This window comes from Enterobacter sp. MGH 33 (assembly GCF_000534535.1).
GTDB classification, from domain to species: Bacteria; Pseudomonadota; Gammaproteobacteria; order Enterobacterales; family Enterobacteriaceae; genus Enterobacter; species Enterobacter hormaechei_C.
On the sequence record NZ_KI973212.1, the window covers coordinates 1,905,421 to 1,927,465 of the forward strand.

A 22,045-nucleotide genomic window follows, 5' to 3' on the forward strand; every position below is an offset into this window, starting at 1 on the left:
ATAAGAAATTAGACCTCTGCATGTTACACGCGAGCAAAAATAAAGGCGACCAGTGGCCGCCTTTATTTACGTTTGTTACTGACTTGTAAAGATTATTTGCCTTGTTCAGCCAGCCCGTCCAGGTAGCGTTCTGCGTCCAGCGCGGCCATACAACCGGTGCCCGCAGAGGTGATCGCCTGACGATAAATATGGTCCATCACGTCGCCAGCTGCGAAGACACCCGGAACGCTGGTCTGGGTGGCGTTGCCGTGAATGCCAGACTGCACTTTGATGTAGCCGTTCTCCAGCTCCAGCTGGCCTTCAAAGATAGCCGTGTTCGGGCTGTGACCGATTGCCACAAACAGGCCTGCCACTTCCAGCGTTTCGACGTTATCGGTGTTCTGGGTATCACGGATACGCAGTCCCGCCACGCCCATCTGATCGCCAGTCACTTCTTCCAGCGTACGGTTGGTATGCAGCACAATGTTGCCGCTCGCCACTTTGTCCATCAGGCGTTTAATCAGGATCTTCTCCGCGCGGAAGGTGTCGCGACGGTGAATCAGGTGTACTTCAGAGGCGATGTTTGCCAGGTAGAGCGCTTCTTCCACTGCGGTGTTACCGCCGCCGATCACGGCGACTTTCTGATTGCGATAGAAGAAACCGTCGCAGGTAGCGCAGGCAGATACGCCTCGGCCTTTGAACGCTTCTTCAGATGGCAGACCAAGGTAACGGGCAGAGGCGCCGGTGGCGATGATCAGCGCATCGCAGGTGTATTCGCCGCTGTCACCCGTCAGGCGGAACGGACGGTTCTGCAAATCCACTTTATTGATGTGGTCGAACAGGATTTCGGTTTCGAATTTGGCGGCATGCTCGTGCATGCGCTCCATCAGCAGCGGCCCGGTCAGGTCGTTCGGGTCGCCAGGCCAGTTTTCCACTTCCGTGGTGGTGGTCAGCTGACCGCCTTTTTCCATCCCGGTGATCAGTACCGGTTGCAGGTTAGCGCGTGCAGCATAGACCGCTGCGGTATATCCCGCAGGTCCAGAACCAAGGATTAGCAGCTTACTGTGTTTGGTCGTGCCCATGAGATCCCCATTGTTGTTGGCAGGCAATGGGCTGGATTGTAGGGAATTTGTTGCCGTAAAAAAAGAGCAGGAGAGTTTTGCTTCCGATATATGCAATAGACGCGCCCTATAGGTCAGAGGCGGTCACATCACTTCTGCTACTGAAAACCGCGCGTTTATAAGGCAATAAAATGAGGATTAATACCCCTCCGTAATGAATATCCGGCATGTTGTACTAAAAATCGATGTTTTGCTTTGACAATCCCCTGCGCTTTTGCGAAAACATTCAAGGAAGAAAAAAAGACGCACGAACTGCATGCCGCATAGACATGCACGGAAATGCCATTTTTACCGGGTCAGTGAAATCTACGCATGGTGTGGACAGACGCCATACGTGATGTCTGTGACTGCTTTCGGGCAACGGTCTTCTTACCGCAGAACCCGAATCTACATCGCGTCTAATACATAACCAGGCGATGTGATGAATAACGGGTCCAGGCTCTGAACAGTGATGTGCACAGGGTCCAGGCAGGAGTAGGGAAGGAATACAGAGAGACAATAATAATGGTAGATAGCAAGAAGCGCCCTGGCAAAGATCTCGACCGTATCGATCGTAACATTCTTAATGAATTGCAAAAGGATGGGCGTATTTCCAACGTCGAGCTTTCAAAACGTGTGGGACTTTCCCCGACGCCGTGCCTTGAGCGTGTGCGTCGACTGGAAAGACAGGGTTTTATTCAGGGCTATACGGCTCTGCTGAACCCGCATTATCTGGATGCCTCACTTCTGGTATTTGTTGAGATTACTCTGAATCGTGGTGCACCAGATGTGTTTGAGCAATTTAACGCCGCTGTACAAAAACTTGAAGAAATTCAAGAGTGTCATCTGGTTTCCGGTGATTTTGACTACCTGTTGAAAACCCGTGTGCCTGATATGTCCGCCTACCGTAAGCTGCTGGGTGAAACCCTGCTGCGTCTGCCAGGCGTGAACGACACCCGTACTTATGTGGTGATGGAAGAGGTCAAACAGAGCAATCGTCTGGTTATTAAGACGCGCTAACACGGAACAGGTGCAAAATCAGTGTAGTTTGATTACACTCCTGTTAATCCATACAGCAACAGTGCCGGGGAGTCCCGGCGCTGTTGTCCGTTTTAGCACACAGGCAGGACATGCCTGATACCTGGAGAGCCTTTCTTGAGCCAGGAATACACTGAAGACAAAGAAGTCACATTATCTAAGCTAAGCAGCGGACGTCGTCTCCTTGAGGCGTTACTGATTGTTATTGCCCTTTTTGCCGTCTGGCTGATGGCTGCCTTACTCAGTTTCAACCCCTCAGACCCCAGCTGGTCGCAAACCGCATGGCATGAGCCTATCCATAATTTAGGTGGCGTTCCCGGTGCCTGGCTTGCGGACACACTCTTCTTCATTTTCGGTGTGATGGCCTATACCCTTCCCGTCATCATTATTGGCGGATGCTGGTTTGCCTGGCGTCATCGACAGAACGACGACTACATCGATTATTTTGCCGTTTCGCTGCGCCTGATTGGCGCCCTGGCGCTGATCCTCACCTCCTGCGGACTGGCGGCGATCAACGCCGATGACATCTGGTACTTCGCCTCCGGCGGGGTGATTGGCAGCCTGTTGAGCTCCGCGCTGCAACCGATGCTTCACAGCAGCGGCGGCACGCTGGCGCTGCTTTGTATCTGGGCAGCGGGCCTGACGCTGTTTACCGGCTGGTCCTGGGTGAGCATTGCCGAAAAAATCGGCAGCTTTATTCTGACTCTGCTGACGTTTGCCAGCAATCGCACCCGTCGTGACGATACGTGGGTCGATGAAGATGAATATGAAGATGAGTACGAAGAGGAAGACGAGGCACCCGTGCAGCGTCGTGAATCCCGCCGTGCCCGTATTCTGCGCGGTGCTCTGGCGCGCCGCCAGCGCGTTGCTGAAAAATTCGCTAACCCGTTAGGCCGTAAAACGGATGCCGCGCTTTTCTCCGGCAAACGTATGGATGAAGAGGAGCAGATTGAGTATCGCGGCGCGGCCGTCGATCCTGATGATGTGTTGTTCTCTGGTCATCGAGCTACGCCGGGTGAGTATGACGAATACGATCCGCTGTTGCATGGTCATTCCGTGACTGAACCGGTAGCCGCTGCTGCTGCCGCAACGACGGCTGCGCAGGCCCATGTTGCGCCTGTTGAAGCCGTGATGCCGTCCTCGCCTGTTCCGGCACCGGAGTCCGCGATCCAGCAACCGCAGGTGGACTGGCAGACTGCGCCAGGCGTCCATACGCCTGAACCGACCATTGCGCCGGAGCCTGAAAGCTATATTCCTGTGCAGCAGGAACAGTGGCAGCAACCGTATCAGCCGCCTGAGCCTGCCAGCGAGCCGCAACAGCCGTATCAGGCCTATACGCCCGAACCTGCTGAGCCTGAACAGCCATACGTTGCGCCGGTGTCTGAACCCGAAATGGTGGAGGAAGCGAAGCCATCCCGTCCGCCATTGTACTATTTTGAAGAGGTGGAAGAGCGCCGTGCCCGAGAGCGCGAGCAGCTTGCCGCCTGGTATCAGCCCGTGCCTGAGCCGGTGCAGGAGCCTGTTGTAAAAGCGCCTTCTGCGAGCGTTGCACCTGTAGACCCAGCGCCAGCCGTTGCGTCGAGAGCGGAAACCGTGAAGCAGGCAACGGCAGCCGCTGCCGCGTCCGCTCCGCTATTCAGCCCGGCAACCGATGGTGCGCCGCGTCCTCAGGTAAAAGAGGGCATTGGTCCACAATTGCCGCGTCCTAATCGCGTGCGCGTACCGACGCGCCGGGAGCTGGCCTCTTATGGCATTAAACTGCCTTCCCAGCGTATGGCGGAAGAGAAAGCCCGTGAGTCCGACTACGAAGATGATGCCGACGAACTGCATCAGGATGAGCTGGCGCGTCAGTTTGCCGCCCAGCAGACTCAACGCTACGGGAATGAGTACCAACACGATGTTCATTCTCAGCAGGATGAAGATGATGCTGCCGAAGCGGAATTAGCGCGTCAGTTTGCGGCCACGCAACAGCAACGTTATTCCGGTGAGCAGCCTTCGGGGGCAAACCCGTTCTCGCTCTCGGATTTTGAATTTTCACCGATGAAAGATCTGGTGGATGACGGTCCGAGCGAACCGCTGTTCACGCCGAGCGTGATGCCAGAAGCGGAACCGGTGCGTCAGGCGCCAGCGCCGCAGGTTAATGCGCAGCCACAACAGCCAGCGCCGCAGGCTTATGCGCAGCCGCATACACCGCCGGCCCAACCGCCGCAGCCGCAGTTCCAGCAGCCAGCACCACAGCCGCAGGAAAGCCTGATTCACCCGCTGCTGATGCGTAACGGAGACAGCCGTCCGCTGCAACGACCAAGTACGCCGTTGCCGTCGCTGGATCTGTTAACGCCGCCGCCAGCGGAAGTCGAACCGGTGGATACTTTTGCTCTTGAGCAGATGGCCCGTCTGGTGGAAGCGCGTCTGGCTGACTTCCGTATTAAAGCGGACGTGGTGAACTACTCCCCTGGCCCGGTGATCACTCGTTTCGAACTGAACCTGGCGCCAGGCGTAAAAGCGGCGCGTATTTCTAACCTGTCCCGTGACCTGGCGCGTTCTCTGTCGACCGTGGCGGTACGCGTGGTGGAAGTGATCCCTGGTAAGCCTTACGTTGGCCTTGAGCTGCCAAACAAGAAACGCCAGACCGTTTATCTGCGTGAAGTTCTGGATAACACCAAATTCCGCGACAACCCGTCCCCTCTGACCGTGGTGTTGGGTAAAGATATCGCTGGCGATCCGGTGGTTGCCGATCTCGCGAAGATGCCGCACCTGCTGGTTGCGGGTACCACCGGCTCCGGTAAATCGGTCGGGGTGAACGCCATGATCCTCAGTATGCTCTACAAAGCGCAGCCTGAAGATGTGCGTTTCATCATGATCGACCCGAAAATGCTTGAACTGTCCGTCTACGAAGGCATTCCGCACCTGTTAACGGAAGTAGTGACCGACATGAAGGACGCCGCCAACGCATTGCGCTGGAGCGTCAATGAAATGGAGCGTCGCTACAAGCTGATGTCTGCGCTGGGCGTGCGTAACCTGGCCGGTTATAACGAGAAAATCGCTGAGGCGGCACGTATGGGCCGTCCGATTCCGGACCCATACTGGAAGCCGGGGGACAGCATGGATACCCAGCATCCGGTGCTGGAAAAACTGCCTTACATCGTGGTGCTGGTGGATGAGTTCGCCGACCTGATGATGACCGTTGGCAAGAAAGTGGAAGAGCTGATTGCGCGTCTGGCACAGAAAGCGCGTGCGGCGGGGATCCACCTGGTGCTGGCAACGCAGCGTCCGTCCGTAGACGTTATCACCGGTCTTATTAAGGCAAACATCCCGACCCGTATCGCGTTTACCGTGTCGAGTAAAATTGACTCGCGTACTATCCTTGACCAGGGCGGTGCAGAGTCGCTGCTGGGTATGGGTGATATGCTCTATTCCGGCCCGAACTCCACCTCGCCGGTGCGCGTACACGGTGCGTTTGTTCGCGACCAGGAAGTGCATGCGGTGGTGCAGGACTGGAAAGCGCGCGGTCGGCCGCAATACGTTGACGGCATCACCTCCGACAGTGAAAGCGAAGGTGGCGGCGGTGGTTTTGACGGCGGCGAAGAGCTGGATCCGTTATTTGACCAGGCGGTTAATTTCGTTACCGAAAAACGTAAGGCGTCCATCTCCGGCGTCCAGCGCCAGTTCCGTATTGGCTACAACCGCGCGGCGCGTATTATCGAGCAGATGGAAGCCCAGGGTATTGTGAGCGAACAGGGGCATAACGGTAACCGTGAGGTGCTGGCGCCACCGCCGTTTGATTAACCTTCAGCGATTGCAAAGAAGGGTAAATCAGCAAAAATTAAGCATATTCTTCTGTCGCCTGCCTTCGGGCAGGTCCAGAATAGAAACGGAACCCCCATATCGGGAAGACGTATTTTAAGGAATAACAATGAAAAAAATCGCCATCGCCTGTGCATTACTCTCCAGTTTTGTTGCCAGCAGCGTCTGGGCTGATGCAGCCAGCGACCTTAAAAGCCGACTGGATAAAGTGAGCAGCTTCCACGCCAGCTTCACGCAAAAAGTGACTGACGGCAGTGGCAACGCGGTGCAGGAAGGTCAGGGGGATTTGTGGGTGAAACGCCCGAATCTCTTCAACTGGCACATGACCCAGCCGGATGAAAGCGTGCTGGTGTCCGACGGGAAAACCTTATGGTTCTACAACCCGTTTGTTGAGCAGGCGACCGCCACCTGGCTGAAAGATGCGACCAGTAATACGCCGTTTATGCTCATTGCCCGTAACCAGTCCAGCGACTGGCAGCAGTACAACATTAAACAAAACGGAGATGAGTTCGTCCTGACGCCAAAAGGCAGCAACGGTAACCTGAAGCAGTTCACCATTAACGTGAGCAGCAACGGTACCATTAATCAGTTCGGTGCGGTTGAGCAGGACGATCAGCGCAGTAGCTATCAGCTTAAGTCTCAGCAAAACGGCGCTGTAGATGCTTCGAAATTCACCTTTACCCCGCCGCAGGGCGTAACGGTGGACGACCAACGTAATAAGTAAGAGGCATGAGTGAGCAACCTGTCGCTCGATTTTTCAGATAATGCGTTTCAACCTCTGGCCGCCCGTATGCGGCCAGAAAATTTAGCGCAGTACATCGGCCAGCAACACCTGCTTGCTGCGGGGAAACCCTTGCCGCGCGCTATTGAGGCGGGGCATCTGCACTCCATGATCCTCTGGGGCCCACCTGGAACCGGTAAAACTACCCTCGCTGAAGTGATCGCCCGCTATGCTAACGCGGACGTTGAGCGCATCTCGGCGGTTACCTCCGGCGTAAAGGAGATTCGTGAGGCGATCGAGCGCGCGCGGCAAAACCGTAATGCCGGGCGCCGCACCATTCTGTTTGTCGATGAAGTCCACCGCTTCAACAAGAGCCAACAGGATGCGTTTCTGCCGCACATTGAAGACGGCACGATTTTCTTCATCGGCGCAACCACGGAAAACCCGTCGTTTGAGCTGAACTCTGCGCTCCTTTCCCGCGCCCGCGTTTACCTGCTTAAATCCCTGACCACAGAGGATATCGAAAAGGTTCTGACCCAGGCGATGGAGGACAAAGCGCGGGGTTACGGCGGACAGGATATCGTTCTGCCGGACGACACGCGTCGTGCGATCGCTGAACTGGTCAACGGCGATGCGCGTCGGGCGCTGAATACGTTGGAAATGATGGCCGATATGGCCGAAGTGGATGATGCCGGAAAGCGGGTGCTAAAGCAGGAGCTGCTGACCGAAATAGCCGGTGAGCGCAGCGCACGCTTCGATAATAAAGGCGATCGTTTTTACGACCTGATCTCTGCATTACATAAGTCCGTGCGCGGCAGCGCCCCGGATGCGGCGCTCTACTGGTACGCGCGTATAATTACCGCCGGTGGCGATCCGTTATATGTCGCGCGTCGCTGCCTGGCCATCGCGTCAGAAGATGTCGGTAATGCCGATCCACGCGCCATGCAGGTTGCTATTTCCGCCTGGGACTGCTTTACCCGCGTCGGACCCGCGGAAGGTGAGCGTGCCATTGCGCAGGCAATTGTCTATCTGGCCTGCGCGCCGAAAAGTAACGCGGTGTATACCGCCTTCAAAGCGGCGATGTCAGATGCACGTGAACGTCCGGACTACGATGTGCCGGTTCATCTGCGCAATGCGCCAACCAAATTGATGAAAGAGGTGGGTTACGGGCAGGAGTATCGCTACGCCCATGATGAACCCAATGCCTACGCCGCCGGCGAGGAGTATTTCCCGCAGGAGATGGCACAAACCCGCTATTATCACCCCACAAACAGAGGTCTTGAGGGTAAGATTGGCGAAAAGCTCGCCTGGCTTGCCGGACAGGATCAAAATAGCCCTATAAAACGCTACCGTTAGTTCAATCGTTGCGGTAATGTTGGCAATATATCTCTGTGGCCGCAGGCTGTGGTCACTTTTTCCTTTTTTAATTCGATAAGCACAGGATAAGCATGCTCGATCCCAATCTGCTGCGTAATGAGCCAGACGCAGTCGCTGAAAAACTGGCACGCCGGGGCTTTAAGCTGGATGTAGATAAGCTGCGCGCTCTTGAAGAGCGTCGTAAAGTTTTGCAGGTACAAACTGAAAATCTGCAAGCAGAGCGTAATTCTCGATCGAAATCCATTGGCCAGGCGAAAGCGCGCGGGGAAGATATTGAGCCATTACGCCTGGAAGTGAATAAACTGGGTGAAGAGCTGGATCAGGCGAAAGCTGAACTTGACGTTCTTCAGGCTGAAATTCGTGATATCGCTCTGGCGATCCCGAACATTCCTGACGACAGCGTGCCTGTCGGCAAAGACGAAAACGACAACGTTGAAGTGAAACGCTGGGGCACGCCTCGCGAGTTTGACTTTGAGGTGCGCGATCACGTCACGCTGGGCGAAATGCACGCGGGCCTGGACTTTGCGGCTGCGGTTAAGCTGACGGGTTCTCGCTTTGTGGTCATGAAAGGTCAAATTGCCCATCTGCACCGCGCTCTGGCGCAGTTCATGCTGGATCTGCACACCGAGCAGCACGGCTACAGCGAAACCTACGTTCCGTATCTGGTTAACCACGATACGCTGTACGGTACCGGCCAGTTGCCGAAATTTGCCGGCGATCTGTTCCACACCCGTCCGCTGGACGAGGAAGCAGACAGCAGCAACTACGCGCTGATCCCAACCGCGGAAGTGCCGCTGACCAACCTCGTGCGTGATGAGATCATCGACGAAGACGATCTGCCAATCAAACTGACCGCGCACTCTCCATGTTTCCGTTCTGAAGCCGGTTCTTACGGTCGCGATACGCGCGGTCTGATCCGTATGCACCAGTTCGATAAAGTTGAGATGGTGCAGATCGTTCGTCCGGAAGAGTCTATGGACGCGCTGGAAGAGATGACCGGTCATGCTGAGAAAGTGCTGGAACTGCTGGGCCTGCCGTACCGCCGTATGGCGCTGTGCACCGGCGACATGGGCTTCGGTGCCTGCAAAACCTTCGACCTTGAAGTCTGGGTGCCTGCGCAGAACACCTACCGTGAAATCTCCTCCTGCTCCAACGTCTGGGATTTCCAGGCGCGTCGTATGCAGGCGCGTTGCCGCAGCAAATCTGACAAGAAAACCCGTCTGGTTCATACCCTGAACGGTTCTGGTCTGGCAGTAGGCCGTACGCTGGTTGCTGTGCTGGAAAACTACCAGCAGGCTGACGGACGCATTGAGATCCCTGAAGTGCTGCGCCCTTACATGAAAGGCCAGCAGTTCATCGGCTAATTATTTGCTCTAAGACAAAAAAGCGCCTCAGGGCGCTTTTTTTATGCCTCTGATTTGATACGAAGCAATAACCCCTCCCTCTAAAGTAGTAATACTCCTCCGAACGAAAGTCAGCATAAAACACTGATAACCAAAAATATCGTTATACATAAAACTATATAGCGGTGTATGCCGCCCTTTATTTCTTTGTGAGCAACCAAAGTGAGTCTTTATGAAAATCAAAGCGCCTGAAGCGTTAATGGCTGCCGAGGTCACTCGCCGTGGGTTGATGAAAACCACGGCAATAGGCGGTCTGGCGGTTGCCAGCAGCGCCTTTACGCTCCCTTTTACCCGTCTGGCGTCGGCGGCGGAGGCTCTGTCTCCCGCTTCAGCCCCGGAAAAAGTGGTGTGGAGTGCCTGTACCGTTAACTGTGGTAGCCGTTGTCCTCTGCGTATGCATGTTGTGGACGGTGAAATCAAATATGTCGAAACAGACAATACCGGAGATGATAACTACGAAGGGTTACATCAGGTTCGTGCCTGTCTGCGTGGCCGTTCAATGCGCCGTCGCGTTTATAACCCGGATCGTCTGAAATACCCAATGAAGCGCGTCGGTAAGCGTGGGGAAGGGAAGTTCGAGCGTATTAGCTGGGACGAAGCCTACGATATTATCGCGACTAACATGCAGCGCCTGATCAAAGAGTATGGCAACGAATCCATCTACCTCAACTACGGCACCGGGACGCTGGGCGGTACCATGACCCGCTCCTGGCCGCCGGGTAAAACGCTGGTGGCGCGCCTGATGAACTGCTGCGGCGGCTATCTCAATCATTACGGCGACTACTCTTCCGCACAGATTGCTGCGGGTCTGAACTACACCTACGGCGGCTGGGCAGACGGTAACAGCCCGTCGGATATCGAAAACAGTAAACTGGTGGTGTTGTTCGGTAACAACCCAGGCGAAACCCGGATGAGCGGCGGTGGGGTAACCTATTATCTTGAGCAGGCGCGCGCCAAATCCAACGCACGTATGATCATCGTCGATCCGCGCTATACCGATACCGGCGCGGGACGTGAAGACGAGTGGATCCCTATTCGCCCTGGTACCGATGCGGCGCTGGTCAATGCGCTGGCGTATGTGATGATCACTGAAAACCTCGTCGATCAGCCGTTCCTTGATAAATACTGCGTTGGTTATGACGAGAAGACCCTGCCAGCCAGCGCACCGGCTAACGGGCATTACAAAGCGTACATTCTTGGTCAGGGCAGCGACGGGGTAGCGAAAACCCCTGAGTGGGCATCCACCATTACCGGCATTCCAGTCGAGCGTATTGTTCAGCTGGCCCGTGAAATTGGTTCAGCAAAACCGGCTTATATCAGCCAGGGATGGGGACCACAGCGTCACGCGAACGGCGAAATTGCCACCCGCGCTATTTCTATGCTCTCGATTCTGACTGGCAACGTTGGTATTCACGGCGGTAATAGCGGGGCGCGTGAAGGCTCGTATGAAGTCCCGTTTGAACGTATGCCAACGCTGGATAACCCGGTTCAGACCAGCATCTCCATGTTTATGTGGACGGACGCGATCGAGCGCGGCCCGGAAATGACCGCGCTGCGTGACGGTGTTCGGGGCAAAGATAAGCTGGACGTGCCAATCAAAATGATCTGGAACTACGCCGGTAACTGCCTGATCAACCAGCACTCTGAAATCAACCGCACCCATGAAATTTTGCAGGACGACAAGAAGTGCGAAATGATTGTGGTGATCGACTGCCACATGACCTCATCGGCGAAGTATGCCGATATTCTGCTTCCAGACTGCACCGCGTCTGAGCAGATGGATTTCGCGCTGGACGCCTCCTGCGGCAACATGTCCTATGTGATCTTCACTGACCAGGCCATCAAACCGCGCTTCGAGTGCAAAACCATTTATGAGATGACTTCCGAGCTGGCGAAACGTCTTGGCGTTGAGCAGCAGTTCACTGAAGGACGTACTCAGGAAGGGTGGATGCGCCATCTGCACGAGCTCTCACGCAAAGCCATTCCTGACCTGCCGGACTTCGATACCTTCCGCAAGCAGGGCATGTACAAGCAGCGCGATCCCGAAGGGCATCACGTGGCGTATAAAGCCTTCCGCGACGATCCGCAGGCCAATCCGCTGACCACGCCGTCGGGCAAAATCGAGATCTACTCCGAAGAGCTGGCAAAAATTGCTGCAACGTGGGAATTGCCGGAAGGGGATGTTATCGATCCGCTGCCGATTTATACGCCAGGCTTCGAAAACTACAACGATCCGCTGACGGCGAAATTCCCGCTTCAGTTGACCGGTTTCCACTACAAAGCGCGTGTTCACTCCACCTACGGCAACGTTGACGTACTGAAAGCGGCCTGCCGACAGGGGATGTGGATCAACCCGATGGATGCGAAAGCGCGCGGCATCAGTAATGGCGATCGCGTACGTATCTTCAACGGACGTGGCGAAGTGCATATCGAAGCTAAAGTGACTCCGCGTATGATGCCTGGCGTTGTCGCGCTGGGGGAAGGGGCCTGGTATAACCCGGATGCGAACCGTATCGATCAGGCGGGCTGCATCAACGTTCTCACTACGCAGCGTCCGTCGCCGCTGGCGAAGGGCAACCCATCCCACACAAACCTCGTTCAGGTTGAAAAGGCGTAAGGAGTAACCGATGACAACCCAGTATGGATTTTTTATTGATTCCAGCCGCTGCACCGGGTGCAAAACCTGCGAGCTGGCCTGCAAGGATTACAAAGATCTGACCCCGGACGTTAGCTTCCGTCGTATTTATGAATACGCGGGCGGCGACTGGCAGGAGGACAACGGCGTCTGGCATCAGGATGTCTTCGCCTATTACCTGTCGATTGCCTGCAACCACTGCGAAGATCCGGCCTGCACCAAGGTCTGCCCGAGCGGGGCAATGCACAAGCGCGACGACGGTTTTGTGGTGGTGGACGAGGATGTCTGCATCGGCTGTCGCTACTGCCACATGGCCTGCCCGTACGGCGCGCCGCAGTACAATGCCGCCAAAGGCCACATGACCAAGTGCGACGGCTGCCATAGCCGCGTGGCGGACGGCAAAAAGCCCATCTGCGTCGAATCCTGCCCGCTGCGCGCGCTGGACTTTGGCCCGATTGAAGAGCTGCGCAAAAAACACGGTCAGCTTGCTGCCGTCGCGCCGCTGCCGTCTGCGCACTTCACGAAGCCGAGTATTGTGATTAAACCTAACGCCAACAGCCGTCCGACGGGTGACACCACCGGCTACCTGGCAAACCCGAAGGAGGTGTGAGATGGGAAGTGGATGGCATGAATGGCCGCTAATGATCTTCACGGTCTTTGGGCAGTGCGTGGCGGGCGGGTTTATCGTCCTTGCGCTGGCGCTGTTAAAAGGGAACCTCAATGCTGAACAGCAGCAGCGTTTGGTGTTAAGCATGTTTGGCCTGTGGGTGTTGATGGGCATTGGGTTTATCGCCTCTACGCTGCACCTGGGCTCACCGATGCGCGCGTTCAACTCCCTGAACCGCGTAGGTGCCTCTTCGCTGAGTAACGAGATTGCCAGCGGGGCAATCTTCTTTGCCGTTGGCGGGCTGGGGTGGTTACTGGCAGCGGTGAAAAAGCTGCCGTCAGGGTTACGCGCGTTGTGGCTCATCGTCACCATGGTACTGGGCGTTGTCTTCGTCTGGATGATGGTCCGGGTGTACAACACCATCGATACCGTTCCGACCTGGTACAGCGTCTGGACGCCGATGAGCTTCTTCCTGACCATGTTTATTGGCGGGCCGCTGCTGGGTTATCTGCTGCTGCGTGTGGCTGGCATTAATGGTTGGGCGATGCGCCTGCTGCCCGCGGTCTCGCTGCTGGCGCTGGTAATCAGTACCGTTGTCGCGCTCATGCAGGGAGCGGAGCTGGCGACCATTCACAGCTCTATCCAGCAGGCTTCGGCGTTGGTGCCGGATTACGGTTCGCTGATGGCCTGGCGTGTGGTGCTGCTGACGGCGGCGCTGGTGTGCTGGATTGCCCCTCAGCTTAAAGGTTACTCGCCTGCGCTGCCGTTACTGTCCCTGGCCTTTGTGCTGGTGCTGGCAGGGGAGTTAATTGGTCGCGGCGTATTTTACGGTCTGCATATGACGGTCGGTATGGCTATCGCCAGCTAATTTTTAGATTTTGTTATAAAAAGCCGGGACATAGCGCCCGGCTTTTCTTTTTTCATTCATGAAATTTTTCGACTGATGTTTCGTTGTAAAAATTCCCGGAAATAAATAAAAACAAATAGATAATTAATATCAGTAGCAGGCTTTGCATTAGCAGGATGAGTTTTTTAAATCGACAAGGCGCATAACGTGCGTGACGCCTGAACCGGTGGATTGACTTTGTTTTTGCCAGTGGCATGATGCGCACGAAATCTGAACTTCCTCACGGTTTTTAATCCATGACCACCTATACCCGCCCGGTGCTTTTGTTGCTCTGTGGCCTGCTTTTGCTGACCCTGGCGATCGCGGTGTTAAACACACTCGTCCCGCTATGGCTCGCCCATGAAAACTTACCGACCTGGCAGGTGGGTATGGTTAGCTCGTCCTTTTTTACGGGCAATCTGCTGGGCACCTTATTAACGGGCAGCCTTATTAAGCGCTTTGGTTTTAACCGCAGTTATTATCTGGCGTCGCTGATCTTTGCCGTCGGCTGCGCCGGTTTAGGCCTCATGGTCGGCTTCTGGAGCTGGATGGTCTGGCGCTTTATTGCGGGCGTCGGCTGCGCCATGATCTGGGTGGTGGTTGAAAGTGCGCTAATGTGCAGCGGAACGTCCCGTAATCGCGGGCGTCTTCTGGCGGCCTATATGATGGTTTACTACGTCGGTACCGTTCTGGGACAGCTGATGGTCAGCAAACTGCCAACAGACCTGATGAGCGTGCTGCCGTGGGTGACGGGCATGGTTCTGGCGGCGATCCTGCCGCTGCTCTTTACCCGCATTGTGAATCAAAACAGCGAGCATCAGGAAGCTACCCACGTCTGGCCGATGCTGAGACTGCGCCAGGCGCGTCTGGGGGTTAACGGCTGCATTATTTCCGGGATTGTGCTGGGCTCGCTCTATGGCCTGATGCCGCTCTATCTTAACCATCAGGGCGTCAGTGATTCCGGGATCGGTTTCTGGATGGCGGTGATGGTCAGCGCGGGGATTGTCGGCCAGTGGCCGATTGGCCGCCTGGCGGACCGCTTTGGTCGTCTGCTGGTGCTGCGCGTCCAGGTTTTCGTGGTCATCATGGGCTGTCTCGCCATGCTCAGCAACGCCGCAATGGCGCCTGCGCTGTTCATTCTGGGAGCTGCGGGCTTTACGCTCTATCCGGTCGCGATGGCCTGGGCCTGTGAGAAAGTTGAGCATCACCAGCTGGTTGCAATGAACCAGGCTTTGTTGCTGAGTTACACCATCGGCAGTTTACTGGGTCCGACGTTTACCGCTATGCTCATGCAAAATTATTCTGACAATCTGCTGTTTATTATGATCGCCAGCGTGTCGTTTATTTATCTGTTAATGCTGCTGCGCAAAGTGGGCGAACATCCAACGCCAGTGGCCCATGCATGACTTATTAAAAGCCTGTCGATGACAGGCTTTTTTGTCCCTGTCACATATAAGACTTTTACTTATTGTGAGTTTTTACTGCCTGGCGATAATTCAAATGAGTTTACCACTAAAAGGCAGCAATCATGTCTACTCGTCGTTTTTCCACTACCGCACTTGCCGTAGTGTTGGCTTTAACGTTTGCAACGGCTCCGGCCATGGCTAATCCTGGAAACGGGAATGGTGGTGGTCACGGAAACGGTGGCGGACAAGGTAATAGCGGCAATCATGGTAACGGGAACGCTGGTAACCATGGTAATAAACACAATAACGGTCAGGATAACCCTGGGAAATCGGATAAGAGCTTTAAAAACAGCAAAGATGTCGGTAATGATGTGGATGCTCGCGTGAGCTTCGATCATGCCCGCCATCTGGCACTGAATTACGGCTTAACGGGCTACGACTCTCTGCCTCCGGGAATTGCGAAAAACCTGGCGCGCGGTAAGCCACTGCCTCCGGGCATTGCGAAGAAAACCGTGCCAGCCGATATGCTGGGTCAGCTTCCTTCCTATCCGGGCTATGAATGGCGCGTAGTAGGTGACGACCTGGTCTTAATTGCGCTGAGTACGGCGATTGTGACTTCCGTTATTAATGGCGTCTTTAAATAGAATATAAAAAGGCCCGGTTTTCACCGGGCCTTTTCGTTAATACATGACCTTGTGGCCATACTGCTCAAGAATACCTTTGACGCGCTCCATCGTCTCTTTTTTCGGCGGCTTCACGCCATCGAGTTTGTACTCTTCACCCATCGCCACCCATTTATGTTTACCCAGCTCGTGATAGGGCAGGAGTTCAATTTTCTCCACGTTACCCATATCCCGGGTAAATTCACCCAGACGATGTGCAGAGTCATCATCATCTGACCAGCCCGGCACCACCACGTAGCGGATCCAGGTCTTGACGCCTTTGTTGGCAATGTATTTGGCAAATTCCAGGGTACGGTGGTTTGAAACGCCAACCAGATTCTGGTGGATCTCATCGTTCATCTGCTTGAGATCGAGCATGACCAGATCGGTCACTTCAAGCAGTTCATCAATAACCGGATCGTAACGGCGCACAAAGCCGTTGGTGTCGAGGCAGGTATGAATGCCTTCTTTGTGGCAGGCGCGGAACCAGTCGCGCACAAACTCAGCCTGAAGAATGGCTTCACCGCCGGATGCCGTCACGCCACCGCCGGACGCGTTCATGAAGTGGCGATAGGTCACCACCTCTTTCATCAGATCTTCAACGGTGACTTCTTTACCGCCATGGGTGTCCCAGGTGTCACGGTTATGGCAGTACAGGCAGCGCATCAGGCAGCCCTGGAAGAAAGTGATAAAGCGGATCCCCGGGCCATCGACGGTGCCACAGGATTCAAAGGAGTGAATGCGACCAATAATTGACATTGCGGTGATATCTCCGAATTTGGCCCATCCGGGGGCCTATGTAGATGCACAGCTCAAAGGCTATGTCGAGTCTGTTTTGGCTGTTATCCATTAAGTATAGATAGCGGACAAAAGAGACTGATGAAGCGAGGGTGTTAAAAAGGCCCCACTTGCGTGGAGCCTTTATTGTACGCTTTTTAACGCGTGATTTCAGTCAATTCCACTTACATGGACTGAGTGAAAGTACGGGTAATAACGTCCTGCTGCTGTTCTTTCGTCAGGGAGTTAAAACGTACTGCGTAGCCAGATACGCGGATGGTCAGCTGAGGATATTTCTCAGGATGTTCCATCGCGTCGAGCAGCATTTCACGGTTCATCACGTTCACGTTCAGGTGCTGACCACCTTCGATGGACGCTTCGTGGTGGAAGTAACCATCCATCAGACCCGCCAGGTTAGTTTTACGCACTTCGTCGTCTTTACCCAGCGCGTTTGGCACGATAGAGAAGGTGTAAGAGATACCATCTTTCGCGTAAGCAAACGGCAGTTTAGCAACGGAGGTCAGAGAGGCAACCGCACCTTTCTGGTCACGACCGTGCATTGGGTTAGCACCTGGGCCGAATGGCGCGCCAGCACGACGACCGTCTGGGGTGTTACCGGTTTTCTTACCATACACAACGTTAGAGGTGATGGTCAGAACAGACTGAGTCGGGATAGCGTTACGATAGGTAGTGAGTTTCTGAATTTTCTTCATGAAACGTTCTACCAGGTCAACCGCCATGTCATCAACGCGAGCGTCGTTGTTACCAAACTGCGGATATTCGCCTTCGATTTCGAAGTCGATAGCCAGACCATCTTCGTCACGAATTGGTTTAACTTTCGCATATTTGATTGCAGACAGGGAGTCAGCCGCAACGGACAGACCTGCGATACCACACGCCATGGTGCGAACGACGTCACGGTCGTGCAGCGCCATCAGAGAGGCTTCGTAGCTGTACTTGTCGTGCATGTAGTGGATAACGTTCAGCGCGGTCACGTACTGTTTAGCCAGCCAGTCCATGAAGTGGTCCATGCGGTCCATGACTTCGTCATAGTTCAGCACGTCGCCTTTGATCGGTTCAGACTTAGGACCAACCTGCATTTTCAGTTTTTCATCAACGCCGCCGTTGATTGCGTACAGCATGGTTTTCGCCAGGTTTGCACGCGCACCGAAGAACTGCATTTGCTTACCAACAACCATTGGACTTACGCAGCAAGCGATAGCGTAGTCATCGTTGTTGAAGTCAGGACGCATCAGGTCATCGTTCTCATATTGCAGAGAAGAGGTGTCGATGGACACTTTAGCGGCGAATTTCTTGAAGTTCAGAGGCAGTTTTTCAGACCACAGAACGGTGATGTTCGGCTCCGGAGAAGGACCCATGGTGTACAGGGTGTTCAGGAAGCGGAAGCTGTTTTTGGTTACCAGAGTACGACCATCTACGCCCATACCGCCGATAGATTCGGTTGCCCAGATTGGGTCACCAGAGAACAGCTCATCATATTCTGGGGTACGCAGGAAGCGAACCATACGCAGTTTCATGACCAGGTGGTCAATCATTTCCTGAGCGTCTTGTTCAGTGATTTTGCCTGCTTTCAGGTCACGTTCGATGTACGCATCCAGGAAGGTGGATACGCGGCCGAAGGACATTGCTGCACCGTTCTGAGACTTAACAGCGGCCAGGTAGCCGAAGTAGGTCCACTGGATAGCTTCCTGAGCGTTGGTAGCAGGACCAGAGATATCGCAGCCGTATTTAGCCGCCATCTCTTTGATCTGACCCAGCGCACGGTGCTGTTCAGCGATCTCTTCACGCAGACGGATAGTCGCTTCCAGGTTTACGCCGTTTTCCAGGTCAGACTGGAGAGAGACGAACTGCGCGTATTTGTCTTTCATCAGGAAGTCGATACCGTACAGCGCAACGCGACGGTAGTCACCGATGATACGGCCACGGCCATAGGCATCTGGCAGACCGGTCAGAACGCCAGATTTACGGCAGTTCAGAATGTCTTTGGTGTAAACATCGAATACGCCCTGGTTATGGGTTTTGCGGTATTCGGTGAAGATTTTTTTCAGCATTGGGTCCAGCTCGCGGTTATACGCTTTGCAGGAACCTTCAACCATTTTGATACCACCGAACGGGATGATTGCGCGTTTCAGTGGTGCTTCAGTTTGCAGACCGACGATTTTCTCAAGGGCTTTGTTGATGTAGCCAGCATCGTGAGAAGTGATGGTAGAAGCAACGGAGGTGTCAAAATCAACTGGCGCGTGAGTGCGGTTTTCCAGTTTAACGCCTTCCATCACGCTGTCCCACAGCTTGGTGGTTGCGTCAGTCGCACCAGCCAGGAAGGATTCGTCACCTTCATACGGGGTATAGTTTTTCTGAATGAAGTCACGGACGTTGACTTCATTCTGCCAGTCACCTTTCGTAAAACCTTCCCAGGCTGTGGCTAACTTTTCATTAAGCTCGGACATGTAACACCTACCTTCTTAAGTGGATTTTTTATTTACTGCCTGAGACAACCATTAATGATGATCGCCGCCACGCAGGTAAATGACCCAGTATGTCAACCCAACTAACAGACCCCCACCGATAATGTTCCCGATAGTGACGGGGATCAGGTTATCAGTAATGAAGTTCATAATAGTCAGGTGTGAAAAACTTTCCGGGGTTGAACCTACAGCAGTCCAGAACTCCGGGCTTGCAAAGTTGCGGATAACAATACCCATCGGGATCATGAACATATTCGCAATACTGTGCTCAAAGCCGCTGGCAACAAACATCGCAACCGGCAGAACCATAATCATGGCTTTATCCATCAGGCTACGACCAGAGTAGCTCATCCAGACCGCCAGGCAGACCATCAGGTTTGCGAGGATGCCGAGAGCAACAGCTTCGATAAATGTATGGTGCATTTTGTGGTCGGCGGTTTGCAGGACGTTAAGCCCCCAGCCGCCGTTGGCGGTCATATACTCGCCAGAGAGCCACATCAACAGAACAAAGAGCAGACAGCCAATCAGGTTGCCAACGTAAACGTTGAGCCAGTTGCGCCCCAGTTGACCCCAGGTAATTCTTCCGCTGGCTTTTGCCACCACAATCAGCACCGTTGAGGTGAAGAGGTCGGCGCCGCAGATGACGCAGAGAATCAGGCCCAGTGAGAAGCAAATACCACCAATCAGTTTCGCTATGCCGAAAGGCATCCCGGCAGTGCCGGTGGTGGCTGTGATATAGAAGACGAAAGCGATGGAGATGAACACCCCAGCCGTAATGGCCAGAAAGAACGTCGTCATCGGATGTTTCGTGGCTTTGTAGACACCCGCTTCTTCGGCAACTTTCGCCATCGCAGCGGGGAGTAATAGATCAAAAGGGTTGTCAGCTTTCACACTAACTCTCTCTTTATTAAGTCGGCGACGAGATACTAACAAAGCATTATAGAAGAGAAATTGATATAGATCATATCTCGCCTGGCTTATAGGCCCGCAGTGTGTATGGTTTTACAGCAAAAGCGGAGTAAGTATTTGATTATCCGTGTAAAAATAAATTTTAAAAGTTATGAAAAGAGTTGAATTTTTTCCTTCAGCCTCCCGTGGAACAGTTAATTAAAATGGAGTATTTATTATAATTAGTAACAGTAAAGCTCAGGTAAGCGTTTTTATATTTACCCGTGGTTAACTTAATTATTACAATTAAACGTCATTGCGGAAAAATAAAAAAAAGGGGCAATGAAATTGCCCCGTAATATAGCTCAGGCGATTGAATACGCCTACAGCCATTAATGTTATATGCGCTTATTTTGACCAGTAAGCGGCTTTTGCCTTCTGCAATTTTTCATACGCATTCAGCAGTGACTGATGCGCCGGGAAGGCTTTCAGATCGCTGTCAACCGCTTGCAGGCCGTAGAATGGTTCTTCACCGCTCAGCGCCGCGCTGGCAGCTTCAACGGCATCCGCACCGTACATACGTACAAATGCGTTCAGATACTGCAATGGCTCGCGGTCGTCTTCCTGAGAAAGCAGGAGCAGCGTTTGCAGGCAACGGTAATAGTTTGTGCGCTCGGCGGAGAAGACGGACTGGTTAAACTCCATCGTCCACTCGGTCCAGGCCAAAGCCTGATCCAGATCGCCGCCCGCCAGCGCCAGCATCGCTTTCAGCTCGCCGATGCGCAGGGTGTACCAGCCGTTATCTTTTCCGGCCGCCAGACCCAGCAGTTCGCGCACGCGGGTGAAATCATCGTGTCCTTCTTCGTCCAGCTGGGCGATCAGGTTCAGATAATCTTCTTTATCCCACTCGCTGCCTGGCAGGGCCAGCAGGGTTTCACGCAGATGCGCGCCCATGCTGTTGTTCGCCAGCCACAGATCTTCTGCCGGATAAATGTCCGACATACCTGGCACAATAATACGGCACGCGTAAACACCGAGGTGTTCATAGTCGGCAATGTAAACTTCCTGATCTTCCGCGTTGAAGATCGCCATCAGGGTGGCGAATTCTTCTTCCGTCGTACCGGCAAAGCTCCAGTCCACGAACGGATAGTCCGCGTCCTGTTTGAACATATCCCAGGAGATCAAACCGCTGGAGTCGATGAAGTGTGTTTCGAGGTTGGTGTGCTCGGCGACTTCTTCGTCATCAAAGGTTGGCGGAGTAAAGACATCGAGATCTTTCAGGCTACGACCTTGCAGCAGTTCGGTTACGGTACGCTCCAGCGCCACGCCGAAGTCCGGGTGCGCGCCGAAGGAGGCGAAGCAGGTGCCATTTGCCGGGTTGAACAGTACCACGCAGATAACCGGATATTTGCCGCCCAGAGAGCCGTCATAAGCAAAGATTGGGAAACCTTCTGCTTCCAGTTTGGCGATGGATTCCACCACGCCCGGGTAGCGCGCCAGCACGTCAGCCGGGATCTCCGGCAGGCTGATGGATTCAGCAATAATGCGGTTTTTGATATGACGCTCGAAAACTTCAGACAATCCCTGCACGCGCGCTTCGTTGCGGGTATTACCGGCAGACATGCCGTTAGACACATACAGGTTGCCGACGATGTTCATCGGGATATAAACGGTCTGCTCGTCAGACTGACGGGTGAACGGCAGGGCGCAGATCCCACGATCCTCATTGCCGGATTGCAGGTCGATCAACATGCTGCCGGTCAGTTCGTTTTCCGGATCGTAGAACGCGCGCAGGCGGGCATCGAGAATGCCTTCCGGCAGTTCATCGTTTTCGGTCAGCGGGAACCATTTTTCGTTCGGATAGTGAACGAACGGACCGTTGGCAATAGTTTCGCCCAGCCAGAAGTCGGCGAAGAAGTAGTTGGTGGACAGACGCTCAAAATACTCACCCAGTGCAGAGGCCAGCGCCGCTTTTTTGGTCGCGCCTTTACCGTTGGTAAAGCACAGCGCACAGTCTTTGTCGCGAATATGCACGGACCAGACGTGAGGCACCGGATTCAGCCAGGAGGCTTCTTCGATATTAAAGCCCAGGTCGGTCAGTTTCTGCTGGAAGCGAGCGATGGAATCTTCCAGAGCGGCGTCTTTGCCGGGGATAAACGTTTGAGTCATGGCGTTCACTTTTATCGTACGTAAAGCGCGCAATGATACGGGTTTTGCGTGACGGGTGCTATCTCCGGCGAAAATAAATGGCTGGACTATGCTTATAAGCAGTAACC

The 22,045-nt window shown here is 54.2% G+C and carries 15 protein-coding genes; 10 read left to right on the plus strand and 5 right to left on the minus strand.

Annotated elements, in window-relative coordinates:
- Nucleotides 1–92 precede the first annotated feature (92 nt).
- Nucleotides 93–1,061 carry a thioredoxin-disulfide reductase gene (trxB, locus tag L379_RS14955; protein ID WP_003858303.1) on the minus strand — a complete coding sequence of 323 codons (969 nt, stop codon included), beginning with the start codon at nucleotides 1,059–1,061 and terminating at the stop codon, nucleotides 93–95.
- Between the two features lie 543 nt (nucleotides 1,062–1,604).
- Between trxB and lrp the strand changes: the two genes are divergently transcribed.
- From lrp to L379_RS14905, 10 genes are all read left to right on the plus strand, one after another.
- Nucleotides 1,605–2,099 carry a leucine-responsive transcriptional regulator Lrp gene (gene lrp / locus L379_RS14950; protein WP_000228469.1) on the plus strand — a complete coding sequence of 165 codons (495 nt, stop codon included), beginning with the start codon at nucleotides 1,605–1,607 and terminating at the stop codon, nucleotides 2,097–2,099.
- A 135-nt stretch (nucleotides 2,100–2,234) separates the two neighbouring features.
- The gene (locus L379_RS14945; protein WP_032653133.1) at nucleotides 2,235–5,903 is read left to right on the plus strand and encodes a DNA translocase FtsK 4TM domain-containing protein; all 3,669 of its coding nucleotides are present in this window, start codon (nucleotides 2,235–2,237) and stop codon (nucleotides 5,901–5,903) included.
- 127 nt (nucleotides 5,904–6,030) lie between these two features.
- Complete coding sequence (lolA, locus tag L379_RS14940; RefSeq protein WP_003858270.1) at nucleotides 6,031–6,645, plus strand: outer membrane lipoprotein periplasmic chaperone LolA; 615 nt, start codon at nucleotides 6,031–6,033, stop codon at nucleotides 6,643–6,645.
- A 9-nt stretch (nucleotides 6,646–6,654) separates the two neighbouring features.
- Nucleotides 6,655–7,998: a replication-associated recombination protein RarA gene (gene rarA / locus L379_RS14935; protein ID WP_032653135.1), complete on the plus strand. Its 1,344-nt coding sequence runs from the start codon at nucleotides 6,655–6,657 to the stop codon at nucleotides 7,996–7,998.
- Nucleotides 7,999–8,090: 92 nt separating this feature from the next.
- Nucleotides 8,091–9,383 carry a serine--tRNA ligase gene (serS, locus tag L379_RS14930; RefSeq protein WP_003858266.1) on the plus strand — a complete coding sequence of 431 codons (1,293 nt, stop codon included), beginning with the start codon at nucleotides 8,091–8,093 and terminating at the stop codon, nucleotides 9,381–9,383.
- 211 nt (nucleotides 9,384–9,594) lie between these two features.
- Nucleotides 9,595–12,039, plus strand: a complete 2,445-nt coding sequence (gene dmsA, locus L379_RS14925) for a dimethylsulfoxide reductase subunit A (RefSeq protein ID WP_032653137.1) — start codon at nucleotides 9,595–9,597, stop codon at nucleotides 12,037–12,039.
- Between the two features lie 10 nt (nucleotides 12,040–12,049).
- The gene (locus L379_RS14920) at nucleotides 12,050–12,667 is read left to right on the plus strand and encodes a DMSO/selenate family reductase complex B subunit (RefSeq protein ID WP_017384835.1); all 618 of its coding nucleotides are present in this window, start codon (nucleotides 12,050–12,052) and stop codon (nucleotides 12,665–12,667) included.
- 1 nt (nucleotide 12,668) lies between these two features.
- Nucleotides 12,669–13,532 (plus strand): dimethyl sulfoxide reductase anchor subunit family protein, encoded by an 864-nt coding sequence (locus tag L379_RS14915; protein ID WP_017693703.1) that lies wholly within the window; start codon nucleotides 12,669–12,671, stop codon nucleotides 13,530–13,532.
- 275 nt (nucleotides 13,533–13,807) lie between these two features.
- The gene (locus tag L379_RS14910; protein WP_003858254.1) at nucleotides 13,808–14,956 is read left to right on the plus strand and encodes an MFS transporter; all 1,149 of its coding nucleotides are present in this window, start codon (nucleotides 13,808–13,810) and stop codon (nucleotides 14,954–14,956) included.
- Between the two features lie 122 nt (nucleotides 14,957–15,078).
- Nucleotides 15,079–15,600, plus strand: coding sequence for an anti-virulence regulator CigR family protein (locus tag L379_RS14905; RefSeq protein WP_017384833.1), 522 nt, complete (start codon nucleotides 15,079–15,081; stop codon nucleotides 15,598–15,600).
- A gap of 36 nt (nucleotides 15,601–15,636) precedes the next feature.
- Here L379_RS14905 and pflA read toward each other — a convergent pair whose 3' ends face one another.
- From pflA to ycaO, 4 genes are all read right to left on the minus strand, one after another.
- Nucleotides 15,637–16,377, minus strand: coding sequence for a pyruvate formate lyase 1-activating protein (gene pflA / locus L379_RS14900; RefSeq protein WP_003858250.1), 741 nt, complete (start codon nucleotides 16,375–16,377; stop codon nucleotides 15,637–15,639).
- Between the two features lie 203 nt (nucleotides 16,378–16,580).
- Entirely contained in the window at nucleotides 16,581–18,863 is a 2,283-nt protein-coding gene (gene pflB, locus L379_RS14895) for a formate C-acetyltransferase (RefSeq protein WP_003858247.1), read from the minus strand.
- Between the two features lie 51 nt (nucleotides 18,864–18,914).
- Nucleotides 18,915–19,772, minus strand: a complete 858-nt coding sequence (gene focA, locus L379_RS25820; RefSeq protein ID WP_017384832.1) for a formate transporter FocA — start codon at nucleotides 19,770–19,772, stop codon at nucleotides 18,915–18,917.
- A gap of 405 nt (nucleotides 19,773–20,177) precedes the next feature.
- Nucleotides 20,178–21,938 carry a 30S ribosomal protein S12 methylthiotransferase accessory factor YcaO gene (gene ycaO / locus L379_RS14885; protein WP_032655568.1) on the minus strand — a complete coding sequence of 587 codons (1,761 nt, stop codon included), beginning with the start codon at nucleotides 21,936–21,938 and terminating at the stop codon, nucleotides 20,178–20,180.
- Nucleotides 21,939–22,045: the final 107 nt, after the last annotated feature.

What these genes read in the sequence shown, in the direction of transcription:
- trxB (WP_003858303.1), bottom strand. Translation starts at nt 1,061, where the DNA reads ATGGGCACGACCAAACACAGTAAGCTGCTAATCCTTGGTTCTGGACCT.
- lrp (WP_000228469.1), top strand. Translation starts at nt 1,605, where the DNA reads ATGGTAGATAGCAAGAAGCGCCCTGGCAAAGATCTCGACCGTATCGAT.
- lolA (WP_003858270.1), top strand. Translation starts at nt 6,031, where the DNA reads ATGAAAAAAATCGCCATCGCCTGTGCATTACTCTCCAGTTTTGTTGCC.
- serS (WP_003858266.1), top strand. Translation starts at nt 8,091, where the DNA reads ATGCTCGATCCCAATCTGCTGCGTAATGAGCCAGACGCAGTCGCTGAA.
- dmsA (WP_032653137.1), top strand. Translation starts at nt 9,595, where the DNA reads ATGAAAATCAAAGCGCCTGAAGCGTTAATGGCTGCCGAGGTCACTCGC.
- L379_RS14920 (WP_017384835.1), top strand. Translation starts at nt 12,050, where the DNA reads ATGACAACCCAGTATGGATTTTTTATTGATTCCAGCCGCTGCACCGGG.
- L379_RS14915 (WP_017693703.1), top strand. Translation starts at nt 12,669, where the DNA reads ATGGGAAGTGGATGGCATGAATGGCCGCTAATGATCTTCACGGTCTTT.
- L379_RS14910 (WP_003858254.1), top strand. Translation starts at nt 13,808, where the DNA reads ATGACCACCTATACCCGCCCGGTGCTTTTGTTGCTCTGTGGCCTGCTT.
- L379_RS14905 (WP_017384833.1), top strand. Translation starts at nt 15,079, where the DNA reads ATGTCTACTCGTCGTTTTTCCACTACCGCACTTGCCGTAGTGTTGGCT.
- pflA (WP_003858250.1), bottom strand. Translation starts at nt 16,377, where the DNA reads ATGTCAATTATTGGTCGCATTCACTCCTTTGAATCCTGTGGCACCGTC.
- pflB (WP_003858247.1), bottom strand. Translation starts at nt 18,863, where the DNA reads ATGTCCGAGCTTAATGAAAAGTTAGCCACAGCCTGGGAAGGTTTTACG.
- ycaO (WP_032655568.1), bottom strand. Translation starts at nt 21,938, where the DNA reads ATGACTCAAACGTTTATCCCCGGCAAAGACGCCGCTCTGGAAGATTCC.